This window comes from Pseudomonas iridis (assembly GCF_017980685.1).
GTDB classification, from domain to species: domain Bacteria; phylum Pseudomonadota; class Gammaproteobacteria; order Pseudomonadales; family Pseudomonadaceae; genus Aquipseudomonas; species Aquipseudomonas iridis.
Genome location: NZ_JACXXO010000008.1, coordinates 254,632 through 268,818 on the forward strand (window position 1 = coordinate 254,632; position 14,187 = coordinate 268,818).

At 60.1% G+C, this 14,187-nt stretch carries 12 protein-coding genes; 11 read left to right on the forward strand and 1 reads right to left on the reverse strand.

Going from position 1 to position 14,187, the window contains the following annotated elements:
* Nucleotides 1-66 precede the first annotated feature (66 nt).
* The 8 genes from IEQ42_RS15805 (at nt 67) to trpE (ending at nt 9,091) form a co-directional block, all read left to right on the forward strand.
* Nucleotides 67-1,191, forward strand: coding sequence for an ABC transporter ATP-binding protein (locus IEQ42_RS15805; protein ID WP_210704126.1), 1,125 nt, complete (start codon nt 67-69; stop codon nt 1,189-1,191).
* 48 nt (nt 1,192-1,239) lie between these two features.
* Nucleotides 1,240-2,283, forward strand: coding sequence for an ABC transporter substrate-binding protein (locus IEQ42_RS15810; protein ID WP_042561375.1), 1,044 nt, complete (start codon nt 1,240-1,242; stop codon nt 2,281-2,283).
* 194 nt (nt 2,284-2,477) lie between these two features.
* Nucleotides 2,478-3,725, forward strand: coding sequence for an ABC transporter permease (locus IEQ42_RS15815; protein WP_210704127.1), 1,248 nt, complete (start codon nt 2,478-2,480; stop codon nt 3,723-3,725).
* A gap of 12 nt (nt 3,726-3,737) precedes the next feature.
* Nucleotides 3,738-4,562 carry an ABC transporter permease gene (locus IEQ42_RS15820; protein WP_008084123.1) on the forward strand — a complete coding sequence of 275 codons (825 nt, stop codon included), beginning with the start codon at nt 3,738-3,740 and terminating at the stop codon, nt 4,560-4,562.
* A gap of 224 nt (nt 4,563-4,786) precedes the next feature.
* Nucleotides 4,787-5,935: an iron-containing alcohol dehydrogenase gene (locus IEQ42_RS15825; RefSeq protein ID WP_042561372.1), complete on the forward strand. Its 1,149-nt coding sequence runs from the start codon at nt 4,787-4,789 to the stop codon at nt 5,933-5,935.
* Nucleotides 5,936-6,049: 114 nt separating this feature from the next.
* Complete coding sequence (rpe, locus tag IEQ42_RS15830) at nt 6,050-6,724, forward strand: ribulose-phosphate 3-epimerase (RefSeq protein ID WP_042561371.1); 675 nt, start codon at nt 6,050-6,052, stop codon at nt 6,722-6,724.
* Nucleotides 6,721-7,539: a phosphoglycolate phosphatase gene (locus IEQ42_RS15835; protein WP_042561370.1), complete on the forward strand. Its 819-nt coding sequence runs from the start codon at nt 6,721-6,723 to the stop codon at nt 7,537-7,539. The genes rpe and IEQ42_RS15835 overlap by 4 nt, the downstream gene beginning before the upstream one ends.
* 70 nt (nt 7,540-7,609) lie before the next feature.
* The gene (gene trpE / locus IEQ42_RS15840; RefSeq protein ID WP_042561369.1) at nt 7,610-9,091 is read left to right on the forward strand and encodes an anthranilate synthase component I; all 1,482 of its coding nucleotides are present in this window, start codon (nt 7,610-7,612) and stop codon (nt 9,089-9,091) included.
* 170 nt (nt 9,092-9,261) lie between these two features.
* Here the strand turns inward: trpE and estP are convergent, their stop codons facing one another.
* The gene (gene estP, locus IEQ42_RS15845) at nt 9,262-11,172 is read right to left on the reverse strand and encodes an esterase EstP (RefSeq protein ID WP_210704128.1); all 1,911 of its coding nucleotides are present in this window, start codon (nt 11,170-11,172) and stop codon (nt 9,262-9,264) included.
* A 406-nt stretch (nt 11,173-11,578) separates the two neighbouring features.
* Here estP and IEQ42_RS15850 point away from each other — a divergent pair, with 406 nt between their 5' ends.
* From IEQ42_RS15850 to trpC, 3 genes are read left to right on the forward strand one after another with little or no spacing between them, the layout of a single operon-like run.
* Complete coding sequence (locus IEQ42_RS15850) at nt 11,579-12,172, forward strand: aminodeoxychorismate/anthranilate synthase component II (RefSeq protein WP_025113531.1); 594 nt, start codon at nt 11,579-11,581, stop codon at nt 12,170-12,172.
* 9 nt (nt 12,173-12,181) lie between these two features.
* On the forward strand, nt 12,182-13,231 hold the full coding sequence (gene trpD, locus IEQ42_RS15855) for an anthranilate phosphoribosyltransferase (RefSeq protein ID WP_200616513.1): 1,050 nt from the start codon (nt 12,182-12,184) through the stop codon (nt 13,229-13,231).
* Complete coding sequence (trpC, locus tag IEQ42_RS15860; RefSeq protein WP_210704129.1) at nt 13,228-14,064, forward strand: indole-3-glycerol phosphate synthase TrpC; 837 nt, start codon at nt 13,228-13,230, stop codon at nt 14,062-14,064. Before trpD ends, trpC begins: the two co-directional genes overlap by 4 nt.
* Nucleotides 14,065-14,187: the final 123 nt, after the last annotated feature.

Below are 14,187 nucleotides of genomic sequence, written 5' to 3' on the forward strand. Positions count from 1 at the left end.
TTTGCGTGGCTGCCGCCAGCCACTAGGCTGGATACACAAGCAGTCATCAACAACAAAGGTGTGGGTATGAGCCAGGTCGATACAAGCGCAGGAGCCAGTGATGTGCTGGTCAGCTTTCGTGGAGTGCAGAAGAGCTACGACGGCGAGAACCTGATCGTCAAAGACCTCAACCTGGACATTCGCAAAGGCGAATTCCTCACCCTGCTCGGGCCGTCCGGTTCCGGCAAGACCACCAGCCTGATGATGCTCGCCGGTTTCGAAACCCCGACCGCCGGTGAAATTCTGCTGGCCGGTCGCTCGATCAACAACGTGCCGCCGCACAAGCGCGACATCGGCATGGTGTTTCAGAACTACGCCTTGTTCCCGCACATGACCGTGGCCGAAAACCTCGCGTTCCCGTTGAGCGTGCGCGGGCTGAACAAGAGCGACGTCAGCGACAAGGTGAAAAAAGTCCTGAGCATGGTCCAGCTCGATGCCTTCGCCCAGCGTTATCCGGCGCAGTTGTCCGGCGGCCAGCAGCAACGTGTGGCGCTGGCCCGCGCGTTGGTGTTCGAACCGCAACTGGTGCTGATGGACGAACCCCTCGGCGCCCTCGACAAACAACTGCGTGAACACATGCAGATGGAAATCAAACACCTGCACCAGCGCCTCGGCGTGACCGTGGTCTACGTGACCCACGATCAGGGCGAAGCACTGACCATGTCCGACCGCGTGGCCGTGTTCCATCAGGGCGAAATCCAGCAGATTGCGCCGCCGCGCAGCCTCTACGAAGAACCGAAAAACACCTTCGTCGCCAACTTCATCGGTGAAAACAACCGCCTCAACGGCCGGTTGCTCAGCCAGAACGGCGAGCGCTGCGTGGTCGAGTTGAGCCGTGGCGAGAAGGTCGAGGCGCTGGCGGTCAACGTCGGCCAGACCGGCGAGCCGGTGACCCTGTCGATTCGTCCGGAACGCGTCAGCCTCAACGGTTCGAGTGATCAATGCGTTAACCGCTTCTCAGGGAGGGTGGCGGAATTCATCTATCTGGGCGACCACGTCCGGGTGCGCCTGGAAGTCTGCGGCAAGACCGACTTCTTCGTGAAACAACCGATTGCCGAGCTCGATCCAGGGCTCAGCGTCGGCGACGTGGTTCCGCTTGGCTGGCAGGTCGAGCACGTTCGCGCGCTTGATCCTCTTTTAGAGGCGAACTGATCGCCCCGGCAACACCAACACCAACCCTGCACGTGGAGAGAACAATAAATGTTGAGATCCCTGAAGTTCACCGCCCTTACCCTGGGCCTGATGGGTGCGGCAAGCGCAATGGCTGCCGGCCCGGATTTGACCGTGGTGTCGTTTGGCGGGGCGAACAAGGCTGCGCAAGTCAAAGCCTTCTATGCACCGTGGGAAGCGGCGGGCAACGGCAAGATCGTTGCTGGCGAGTACAACGGTGAAATGGCCAAGGTCAAAGCCATGGTCGACACCAAGAGCGTGTCGTGGGATCTGGTGGAAGTTGAGTCGCCAGAACTGTCCCGTGGCTGCGACGAAGACATGTTCGAGCCACTGGACCCTGCGCTGTTCGGCAAGACCGAAGACTACGTCAAAGGCGCGATTCAGCCGTGCGGCGTGGGTTTCTTCGTATGGTCCACCGTGCTCGCGTACAACGCCGACAAGCTGAAAACCGCGCCAACCAGTTGGGTCGATTTCTGGGACACCAAGAAATTCCCGGGCAAGCGTGGCCTGCGCAAGGGTGCCAAGTACACGCTCGAGTTCGCCTTGATGGCCGACGGCGTGGCGCCGAAAGACGTCTACAAGGAACTGGCCAGCAAGGGCGGTCAGGATCGCGCGTTCAAGAAACTCGATGAGCTGAAGCCAAGCATTCAGTGGTGGGAGGCAGGCGCGCAGCCCCCGCAGTATCTCGCTTCCGGTGACGTGGTCATGAGCTCGGCCTACAACGGTCGGATTGCTGCCGTGCAGAAAGAATCCAACCTGAAAGTGGTGTGGAACGGCGGCATCTACGACTTCGACGCATGGGCCATCCCTAAAGGTCTGGACGCCAAGCGTGCGGAAGCGGCGAAGAAATTCATCGCCTTCTCGGTACAGCCGCAGCAGCAGAAGACCTACTCGGAAAACATCGCCTACGGCCCGGCCAACACTCAAGCCGTGCCGCTGCTGGCCAAGGACGTCCTGAAAGACATGCCGACCACGCCGGAAAACATCGCCAACCAGGTGCAGATCGACGTCAGCTTCTGGGCTGACAACGGCGAGCAGCTTGAGCAGCGTTTCAACTCCTGGGCTGCGAAATAAGCAGAACCTGGTGAGGGTGGGCTTGCCCACCCCTGTGGGAGCGAGCCTGCTCGCGAAAGCAGTAGATCAGCCAGCATAGATGTGGAATGTGCTGGCCTCTTCGCGAGCAGACTCGCTCCCACAGGTAGCTGTGTTTCAACACAACAGCGGTGGTTCGCCACCTCTGTAACGATCAAAGTTTTGCGGAGTACGTCATGGCCATCGCCGTTCCCCTGAACGAGGGCGCCAGCCCCACCTTGAAGCAGAAGCTCAAGCGCGCCGAGCGGGTCAACCGCTGGAAAGCGCAGGCGCTGATTGCGCCGCTGGTGATTTTCCTGCTGCTGGTGTTTCTGGTGCCGATCGTGGCGCTGCTCTACAAAAGCGTCGGTAACCCGGAAGTGGTCGGCGGCCTGCCGCGTACCGTGGCGGCCATCGCCAGTTGGGACGGCCGTGGCCTACCCGCTGAACCCGTCTATAAAGCGGCGAGTGAAGACCTCGCCGAGGCGCGAAAAAACCAGACCTTGGGCGATTTGTCCAAGCGCTTGAACATGGAGTTGGCCGGCTATCGCAGCCTGCTGACCAAAACTGCGCGGGCGTTGCCATTCGCCAGCGAACCGGCCTCTTATAAAGAAGCGCTCGAAGCCCTCGATGAACGCTGGGGCGATCCGGCCTACTGGCAAGCGGTCAAGCGCAACACCAGTAACATCACCGCGTATTACCTGCTGGCGTCGGTCGATCACCGTATCGACGACCTCGGCGAAATCGCCCCGGCCACCCCGGACCAGGCGATCTACCTCGACATCTTCGCCCGTACCTTCTGGATGGGCCTGGTCATCACTGTGATTTGCCTGGTGCTGGCGTATCCGTTGGCGTACTTGCTGGCGAACCTGCCGTCGCGTCAGAGCAACCTGCTGATGATTCTGGTGTTGCTGCCATTCTGGACTTCGATTCTGGTGCGAGTGGCGGCGTGGATTGTGTTGCTGCAATCGGGTGGTCTGATCAACGGCGCGCTGATGGCGATGGGCATCATCGATAAGCCGCTGGAACTGGTGTTCAACCGCACCGGCGTGTACATCTCGATGGTGCACATCCTGCTGCCGTTCATGATCCTGCCGATCTACAGCGTGATGAAAGGCATCTCGCCAACCTACATGCGCGCCGCGATTTCCCTTGGCTGCCACCCGTTCGCGAGTTTCTGGCGGGTGTACTTCCCGCAGACCTATGCAGGCGTTGGCGCCGGCTGCCTGTTGGTGTTCATCCTCGCCATCGGCTACTACATCACCCCGGCGCTGCTCGGCAGCCCGAACGATCAAATGGTCAGCTACTTCGTCGCCTTCTACACCAACACCAGCATCAACTGGGGCATGGCCACTGCGCTGGGCGGCTTGTTGCTGCTGGCGACCGTGGTGCTTTATCTGATCTACAGCTGGCTGGTGGGCGCCAGTCGCCTGCGCCTGAGCTAAGGGGAGTTTGAAATGCTGAGTCCTTACATGTCGCCCATCGAACGGGTGTGGTTCTACAGCTTGCGGATTCTCTGCGGCTTGATTCTGCTGTTCCTGATTTTGCCGGTGCTGGTGATCATTCCGCTCTCGTTCAACTCCGGCAGCTTTCTGGTGTACCCGCTGCAGGGTTTCTCGCTGCAGTGGTATCACGACTTTTTCGCTTCGGCCGAGTGGATGCGCGCCCTGAAGAACAGCATCATCGTCGCCCCGGCCGCGACCGTACTGGCGATGATCTTCGGTACGCTGGCGGCCATCGGCCTGACCCGTGGCGACTTCCCCGGCAAGGCGCTGGTAATGGCGTTGGTGATTTCGCCGATGGTCGTGCCGGTGGTAATCATCGGCGTGGCGAGTTATCTGTTCTTCGCGCCGCTGGGCCTGGGCAACAGCTTCTTTTCTCTGATCGTGGTGCATGCGGTGCTGGGTGTGCCATTTGTGATCATCACTGTTTCGGCGACGTTGCAGGGGTTTAACCATAACCTGGTGCGTGCCGCCGCGAGCCTTGGCGCTTCGCCGTTGACGGCATTTCGTCGCGTGACCCTGCCGCTGATTGCACCGGGGGTGATTTCCGGCGCGCTGTTTGCTTTTGCGACGTCGTTTGATGAGGTGGTGGTGACGCTGTTTCTTGCGGGGCCTGAGCAGGCGACGTTGCCTCGGCAGATGTTCAGCGGGATTCGTGAGAACTTGAGCCCGACGATTGCGGCTGCGGCGACGTTGCTCATCGCGTTCTCGGTCATCCTGCTGCTGACCCTGGAATGGTTGCGTGGGCGGAGTGAGAAATTGCGTACCGCACAGGTTTAAGGATCCGCGCTATTCCCCCTGTGGGAGCGAGCCTGCTCGCGAAAGCGGTGTGTCAGCTGGCATATCAGTTGAACCAGACACCGTATTCGCGAGCAGGCTCGCTCCCACATTTTGATTTGTGTTGTGTTCAGATGTTTGGGTCATTCACACCCTGAATAGCAGACAACCCCAAATCCCCAGCTAATCTTGTGCCCAGCTCCCACATCTATAAGAGGCTGCGCACGATGAGTCTTTCCCAGTTCAAAATCGCTCACAAACTGATCACCGGCGCCGGAGCCATCGAGCAACTGGCGGCCGAACTCACTCGCCTCGATATCGATAATCCGCTGATCGTTACCGACGCCGCGCTGGTCAAGTCCGGCACTGTCGAGCTGGCGCTGTGCCAATTGGGCGGGCGCGAGTACGAGATTTTCGACCGTGTACTGCCGGACCCGGAAATCGCCATCGTCGAAGATTGCATGCGCGTGTACCGCGAAGGCGGGCATGACGGCTTGATTGGCCTCGGCGGCGGCAGTGCCATCGACATCGCCAAAAGTGTGGCGGCGTATGCCGGTTACCACGGCGCGCTGGAGGATCTGTTCGGCGTCGACCAGGTGCCGCGTAAAGGTCCGCCGCTGATCGCCATCCCTACCACCGCAGGCACGGGCTCGGAAGTGACCAACGTCGCCATTCTTTCGGACAAGGTCGCGCAACTGAAGAAGGGCATCGTCAGCGACTATCTGTTACCGGATGTCGCGCTGGTCAGTCCGCAAATGACCCTGACTTGCCCCCGCAGCGTTACCGCTGCCAGTGGCGTCGATGCGCTGGTGCACGCCATCGAATCCTATCTGTCGGTGAATGCCTCACCGATTACCGACTCCCTCGCCATTGGCGCAATCAAACTGATCGCCAATGCCTTGCCCAAGGCCTACGCCAACGGCGCCAATCTGCAAGCGCGCGAAGACATGGCCACCGCTAGCCTGATGGCCGGCATGGCATTCGGCAATGCCGGGGTCGGTGCGGTGCATGCGTTGGCGTATCCGCTGGGCGGGCGATTCAACATTGCCCACGGCGTCAGTAACGCCTTGTTGCTGCCGTATGTCATGACCTGGAACAAGATGGCCTGCGTCGAGCGGATGCAGGATATTGCCGAAGCCATGGGGGTGAAAACGGCGCATCTGAGCGCCACTGAAGCAGCGGACAAAGCCGTGCAGGCGATGACCGATTTGTGCGCGGCAGTGGAAATTCCCGCGGGGCTGCGCAGTTTCGGTGTGCCGGAAGACGCGATCCCGGCCATGGCCGTGGAAGCCGCAGGCATCGAGCGCCTGATGCGCAACAACCCGCGCAAGCTCAGCGCCGTGGATATCGAGAAGATCTACCGCGCGGCGTACTGATCCGTCGGCGACTACCGGTCATGGCACAACCCAATCATCGCAGTCACGGTGCGCGCGCGGAAACTTGAGGTATACAATGCGCGCCATCGTGATTTAGCTCAGAAAAGGTGCGTCATGCAGCCCTTCGTAATTGCTCCGTCGATTCTCTCAGCCGACTTCGCCCGCCTCGGCGAAGAAGTAGACAATGTTCTGGCCGCTGGTGCCGACTTCGTCCACTTCGATGTCATGGACAACCACTACGTGCCCAACCTGACTATCGGCCCGATGGTGTGCGCGGCACTGCGCAAGTACGGCGTTACCGCGCCAATCGACGCGCACCTGATGGTCAGCCCGGTGGATCGCATCGTTGGCGACTTCATCGAGGCCGGCGCGACTTACATCACCTTCCACCCGGAAGCCACGCTGCACGTCGATCGCTCGCTGCAGCTGATCCGTGAAGGCGGCTGCAAATCCGGTCTGGTGTTCAACCCGGCGACCCCGCTGGACGTGCTCAAGTACGTGATCGACAAAGTCGACATGGTCTTGCTGATGAGCGTCAACCCGGGTTTCGGCGGGCAGAAGTTCATTCCCGGCACCCTCGACAAACTGCGCGAAGCACGGGCGATCATTGATGCGTCGGGCCGTGACATCCGTCTGGAAATCGATGGTGGCGTCAACGTCAACAACATCCGTGAAATCGCTGCTGCTGGCGCCGACACCTTTGTCGCCGGCTCGGCGATCTTCAACGCGCCGAACTATCAGGAAGTCATCGACAAGATGCGCTCCGAACTGGCGCTGACTCGCCCATGAGCGGTTTTGAGCAGCTGTTCCCGGGCAAACTGCCACGGTTGGTGATGTTCGATCTGGATGGCACGTTGATCGACTCGGTTCCCGACCTGGCGGCAGCGGTGGACACGATGCTGCTCAGCCTTGGCCGCCAGCCAGCGGGCATCGATTCGGTGCGCGAGTGGGTTGGCAACGGCGCACCGGTATTGGTGCGTCGGGCGCTGGCCGGTGGCATCGACCATTCGGCGGTGGATGACGTCGAGGCCGAACACGCGCTGGAAGTGTTCATGCAAGCCTACGGCGCCAGCCATGAACTGACCGTGGTTTATCCCGGTGTGCGCGACACCCTCAAATGGCTGCAAAAGCAGGGCGTGGCCATGGCGTTGATCACCAACAAACCGGAGCGTTTCGTCGCGCCGTTGCTGGATCAGATGAAGATCGGCCGCTACTTCAAGTGGATCATCGGCGGCGATACCCTGCCGCAGCAGAAACCTGATCCGGCGGCGCTTTTCTTCGTGATGAAAATGGCCAATATCCCGGCCTCGCAATCGCTGTTCGTCGGCGACTCGCGCAGTGATGTGCTGGCGGCGAAGGCGGCGGGGGTCAAGTGTGTGGCGCTCAGCTACGGTTACAACCATGGCCGACCGATTGCCGAGGAATCCCCGGCGCTGGTGATCGACGATCTGCGCAAGCTAATTCCCGGTTGCCTGGATCTGGCCGGTGGGATAACGTTGCCCGACGCTGTTCAACCCCCTTCTGGAAACGCCATCGTGGTGGTCACCCGCAAACTCTGGATGAAAGTCATCAAGGCCCTGGCCCGCTGGCGTTGGCGCGCCTGACTTGTTCCTGGCCGGCCTGCCGGCGCGTTTGCACACCTGACTGATGACACCTCACACCACGAGGCACCCTATGATCCGCGAAGAATTCCTGCGCTTGGCCGCTGACGGCTACAACCGCATCCCGTTGGCCTGCGAAACCCTGGCCGACTTCGACACACCGCTGTCGATCTACCTGAAACTGGCCGACCAGCCCAACTCCTACCTGCTCGAATCGGTGCAGGGCGGCGAGAAATGGGGCCGTTACTCGATCATCGGCCTGCCGTGTCGCACTGTGCTGCGGGTGCACGACCATCACGTAAGCATCACCGTCGATGGCGTCGAGACTGAAAGCCACGACGTTGAAGACCCACTGGCCTTCGTCGAAACCTTCAAGGCCCGTTACAACGTGCCGACCATCGCCGGTCTGCCGCGTTTCAACGGTGGTCTGGTGGGTTATTTCGGTTACGACTGCGTGCGCTATGTCGAAAAACGTCTGGGTAAATGCCCGAACCCGGATCCACTGGGCGTGCCGGACATCCTGCTGATGGTCTCCGATGCGGTCGTCGTGTTCGACAACCTTGCCGGCAAAATGCACGCGATCGTGCTGGCTGACCCGGCGCAGGCCGATGCCTACGAGCAAGGTCAGGCGCGGTTGCAGCAATTGCTTGAGCAACTGCGCCAGCCGATCACGCCACGTCGTGGTCTGGACTTCAGCAAGCAGCAGTCGGCCGACCCGGTGTTCCGCTCCAGTTTCACCCAGAACGATTACGAAAAAGCCGTCGACACCATCAAGGAATACATCCTTGCCGGTGACTGCATGCAGGTCGTGCCGTCGCAGCGTATGTCCATCGACTTCAAGGCTGCACCGATTGACCTGTACCGCGCCCTGCGTTGCTTCAACCCGACGCCGTACATGTACTTCTTCAATTTCGGCGACTTCCATGTCGTCGGCAGTTCGCCGGAAGTGTTGGTGCGGGTCGAAGACAACCTGATTACCGTGCGCCCGATTGCCGGTACTCGCCCACGCGGGGCTACTGAAGAAGCGGATCTGGCGCTGGAAGTAGACTTGCTGTCGGATGACAAGGAGATCGCCGAGCACTTGATGCTGATCGATCTGGGTCGTAACGATACGGGGCGCGTCTCGGAAATAGGCTCGGTGAAACTCACCGAAAAAATGGTCATCGAGCGTTATTCCAACGTGATGCACATCGTGTCCAACGTTACCGGTCAGTTGAAGGAAGGCCTGACGGCGATGGACGCGCTACGAGCGATTCTGCCCGCAGGCACCTTGTCCGGTGCGCCGAAGATTCGTGCGATGGAAATCATCGACGAGCTGGAGCCGGTCAAGCGTGGCGTGTATGGCGGCGCGGTCGGTTACTTCGCGTGGAACGGCAACATGGACACCGCGATTGCGATTCGCACCGCCGTGATCAAGAACGGCGAGCTGCACGTGCAGGCCGGTGGCGGCATCGTCGCCGATTCGGTGCCGGCGCTGGAATGGGAAGAAACCCTGAACAAGCGTCGCGCGATGTTCCGCGCGGTGGCCCTGGCTGAACAAACCCCGGACGTCTGATTCACGCAATTCCCTGTGGGAGCGAGCCTGCTCGCGAAGAGGGCGTGTCAGGCGCTATAGATGTTGGCTGATACACCGCTTCGCGAGCAGGCTCGCTCCCACATGGGTTTTGTGTTCGGCCATAAAGAAAAGCGGCGCCTGTGAGGGCGCCGCTTTTTTGTGCCTGCGATTTAGAAGTCCAGACTCACCCCGACGTTGATCCCTTGCTGGGTAAAGTCATCATCCTTGCGGACGTTGTAGCTGGCACGTAGCGCCAGGTCTTTGGTGAGGTTGTGGCTCACGCCCAGGTTCAGGCGATTGAGGTTGGTCTGCGGAGTGTAGCCTTCCAGGGTGTACTGGTTGCCCGGAAGGCTGTTGAGATTCATCGTCACATCCTGAGCGTCATCGTTGTACTCACGCTCGTGAGCCAATTCGCCGAACACCTGAGTTTGCGAAGTGATCTGGTATTTGCCCTGAATCCCCAGACCGAGACGCCGGGAGATGCGCGACTGGTCATCGAATGTCAGCGCAGTGGAGTCAGCGCCGTCCTCCGAATAGCCATCGACCTCGACCTTGGCGAAATCAGCACTCACGAAGGGTGACAGGTGCCATGGGCTGCTCGCCTCTGGCGCGATGTCGTAACCTACGCGTCCGCTGAAGGCCAAAACATAACCGTCGGTGTCGCCTTTCTCGCCGCGCTCGTTCGTCCCCAACTGGAATTTGCGCTTGAGGCTGTCGTAATCCAGATGGCCGGCGGTCACCGCCGCGTCACCCCACCAGCGATTCTGCTGGTACTGGGCGAAAGCGGTGCCCATGTAGGTGTTCAGCTTGTAGTCGGAATCGTGCTCGCCAGCCTCGAGTTTCTGGTTGTAGAACCCGGCCGCCAGGCCAACGCGCCAGGCGTCGTTGAGGCGATAGCTGCCACCGATGTTCAAGTTGTAGCCATTGCCGTCGGCGCTGGCGCCGCTGTCCTGGCTGTCGAAGTCCTGATGTTGGCCGCCGCCAGCGACAATCGCGCGCCATTGGCCAACGCCTTGCCAGTTTTCCCAGTCGGCCAGCCACTGGTTGCGCAGTTCATCCTGATGCGAGCGCAGGGTGCCTTGCGCCATCTCTGGCAACAGGGTCGCTTCCCACGGTGCAGCCAGCAACGAGTAAGCGTAATCGGCGATCAGGCGCTGGCCAGCTTCGGTGGGGTGAACTGCATCGTTGTAGATCAGCTTGGTCGGGTCTGGCGTCGCACTGTTGATCCCGTACCGGGCATTCTCGGTGCAGCCGTTGCCGCTGAAGCAGGTGGCGCTGAGGTTCTGGTCGGTGGCCAGGCCGAACTGGCCCGGGTTGGCAAACGACTCTTTGAGCAGCACCGGAATGTTCAGCGGAATCACGTTAGCGTTGACGCGCTGCAACTGGCTGACCAGTTCGGTGTTGAACTGACTGCTGAGCTGGGACGTGAACGCTTGCAGGGGAGAGCCATTGAAGGCCGGGGTGAAGCCGATGTCCGGCAGCAGCCATACCATGATGTAACGGGCGCCGGCTTGTTGCAGGGTTTGCGCACTGCTCGCCAGACGATCCGCCGCAGCGCTGGCCTGAGGCAGGCTGGTCACGCGTCCCTGAAGGAAGTCATTGCCGCCCCCCGACAGGTAATACAGCGCATTCGGATCGGCGCGAAAACCGTTCGACGGCAGGTAACCGGCGCGAGTGCGTTCGCCGGTGGCGGATTGCGTGGTGATCGAATCAAGAATCTGGTCGGTACGATAGCCGCCTACCGCCCAGTTGTTACCGTCGGCCAGACCTTCGTTCGCGCGTACTGCCGATGACGAGGACGCTGTCTGATCCGGCGAGAACCCCAGTTTGCCGCCGAGGATCTGCGTCGCGTTGAGCGAGCGCAATTCGCCGCTGCCATCCAGATACACCGGGCCGGTACGGTTGGTGTAGCGCTGAGTGGCGCCGTCCGGGCCGCCGCTGTCGCTAAACGTGCCGGCGTCATTGAGGCTGTCGCCGAAAACAATGAAATTCGAATAAGGATTGGGCGCGGCATTCGCTTGGGCGCAGGCCAATGCGAGCAAGCAGCTGGCCATCGGTACAAACAACGTCTGTTTGATCATGAGCAAGTCCGTTTATTTATTGTTGTAGGTGAACAAAACGACAGTACCAAAAACTTCCGGCCTTTTGCCATCGGTCGCGATTCCTCCCCTGGATTTATCCACCAAAGCCCCGGCCATATTGCACGCTCCGCCCAGCTAAGTTACTGTGCCCGAACGTATGAACGAGACCTTCCCCGTGTTGATCACCAGCAAACTTCTGGATCAAGTCATCAAGGCACACGCCCGTTGGCGTTGGCGCGCCTGAATCTTTTCTGCCGGCTCGGCCGGATCTGTATCGCTTTGCCTTCCTTGCTCGTTTGAATTGTCGCTTTGCCGACGCCCCTGTGCGTCCGACATCGTGCAGCGCCCTGCGGGCAAGTCATCTGAAGGCTGTCTTCAAGTCAGAATTCAAGAGGTTCGAAACGCCATGTTGCTGATGATCGACAACTACGACTCCTTTACTTACAACGTTGTGCAATACCTCGGCGAGCTGGGTGCCGAAGTCAAAGTCGTGCGCAACGACGAATTGACCATCGCCGAAATCGAAGCGCTCAACCCCGAGCGCATCGTGGTGTCTCCCGGCCCTTGCACGCCGACCGAAGCCGGTATTTCCATCGAGGCTATCAAGCACTTCGCTGGCAAACTGCCGATTCTTGGCGTCTGCCTCGGCCACCAGTCCATCGGCCAAGCCTTTGGCGGAGACGTGGTGCGCGCGCGTCAGGTAATGCACGGTAAGACTAGTCCGGTATTCCACGAGGACAAGGGCGTTTTCGCCGGTCTGAATCATCCGTTGACAGTCACCCGCTACCACTCCCTGATCGTCAAGCACGATACTTTGCCCGATTGCCTGGAACTGACCGCGTGGACGCAACACGATGACGGATCAGTCGACGAAATCATGGGCCTGCGTCACAAGACCCTGAACATTGAGGGCGTACAGTTTCACCCCGAGTCGATCCTGACTGAACAGGGCCATGAACTGTTCGCCAACTTCCTCAAACAAACCGGCGGCACGCGCTAAGGACTTCCCATGAATATCAAGACAGCCCTGAGCCGTATCGTTGAGCACCTCGACCTCAGCACCGAAGAAATGCGCGATGTGATGCGCGAGATCATGACTGGCCAATGCAGCGACGCGCAGATCGGCGCGTTCATGATGGCCATGCGCATGAAGAGCGAAAGCATCGACGAAATCGTCGGCGCCGTGTCGGTGATGCGTGAGCTGGCCGATCAAGTCGAACTGAAAACCCTCGACGGCGTGGTCGACGTGGTTGGCACCGGTGGTGACGGCGCCAATATCTTCAACGTATCCACCGCTTCTTCCTTTGTGGTTGCCGCTGCCGGTTGCACCGTAGCCAAGCACGGCAACCGCGCGGTATCGGGCAAGAGCGGCAGCGCTGATTTGCTCGAAGCGGCCGGTATCTATCTCAACCTGACGCCGGTTCAAGTCGCCCGTTGCATCGACAACGTCGGCATCGGTTTCATGTTTGCCCAGACCCATCACAAAGCCATGAAGTACGCCGCCGGCCCGCGCCGCGATCTCGGCCTGCGTACGCTGTTCAACATGCTCGGCCCGCTTACGAATCCGGCCGGCGTGAAGCATCAGGTGGTGGGTGTGTTCAACCCGGCGCTCTGCCGACCATTGGCTGAAGTTTTGCAGCGTCTGGGCAGCAAGCATGTGTTGGTGGTGCATTCGAAGGATGGTCTGGACGAGTTCAGTCTGGCTGCGCCGACGTTTGTCGCCGAACTGAAAAACAACGAGATCACCGAGTATTGGGTCGAGCCAGAAGATCTGGGCATGAAGAGCCAGAGCCTGCACGGCTTGTCGGTCGACGGCCCGGAAGCGTCGCTGGCGCTGATCCGCGATGCACTGGGCAAGCGCAAAACCGAAAACGGCCAGAAAGCCGCTGAAATGATTGTGCTCAACGCCGGTGCAGCGCTCTACGCCGCCGACGTCGCCAGCAGTTTGAAACAGGGCGTGGAGCTTGCGCACGACGCCCTGCATACCGGCCTCGCTCGGGAGAAACTCGAGGAGCTGGGTGCCTTTACCGCGGTATTCAGAGTGGAGAATGAAGGATGAGTGTACCGACGGTTCTGGAAAACATTCTGGCCCGCAAAGTTCAGGAAGTCGCCGAGCGTAGCGCCCGCGTGAGCCTGAGCGAGCTGGAAAGTCTGGCCAAGGCGGCCGATGCACCACGCGGTTTTGCCCAGGCATTGCTGGCGCAGGCGAAGCAGAAGCAACCGGCTGTGATTGCCGAAATCAAGAAGGCTTCGCCGAGCAAAGGCGTGATTCGCGAAGATTTCGTTCCTGCCGACATCGCCAAAAGCTACGAGAAGGGCGGGGCGACCTGTCTGTCGGTGCTGACCGACATCGATTACTTCCAGGGCGCCGACGCCTATCTGCAACAGGCTCGCGCCGCCTGCAAGCTGCCGGTGATCCGCAAGGACTTCATGATCGATCCGTACCAGATCGTCGAAGCCCGTGCACTGGGTGCCGACTGTGTGCTGCTGATCGTCTCCGCGCTGGACGATGTGAAAATGGCCGAACTGGCGGCGGTGGCCAAAGGCGTCGGTCTCGACGTGCTGGTGGAAGTGCACGACGGTGATGAACTGGAGCGCGCGTTGAAAACTCTCGACACGCCACTGGTCGGCGTCAACAACCGCAACCTGCATACCTTCGACGTCAGCCTGGAAACCACCCTCGATTTGTTGCCGCGTATTCCGCGCGATCGTCTGGTGATCACCGAGAGCGGCATCCTCAATCGTGCCGATGTCGAGCTGATGGAAATCAGCGACGTTTATGCGTTCCTGGTCGGCGAGGCGTTTATGCGTGCGGAAAGTCCGGGCACTGAATTGCAGCGTCTGTTCTTCCCAGAGCGCGGTGTCGCAATCAGCGGTTCGACGCTCGACTGATAACCTTTCAGACCGAGTCGACCCTTTCGCGAGCAGGCTCGCTCCCACATTGAAATGCAATCCAGTGTGGGAGCGAGCCTGCTCGCGAAGAGGCGCTTGAAACCCCTGAAGATTCAAATCTGC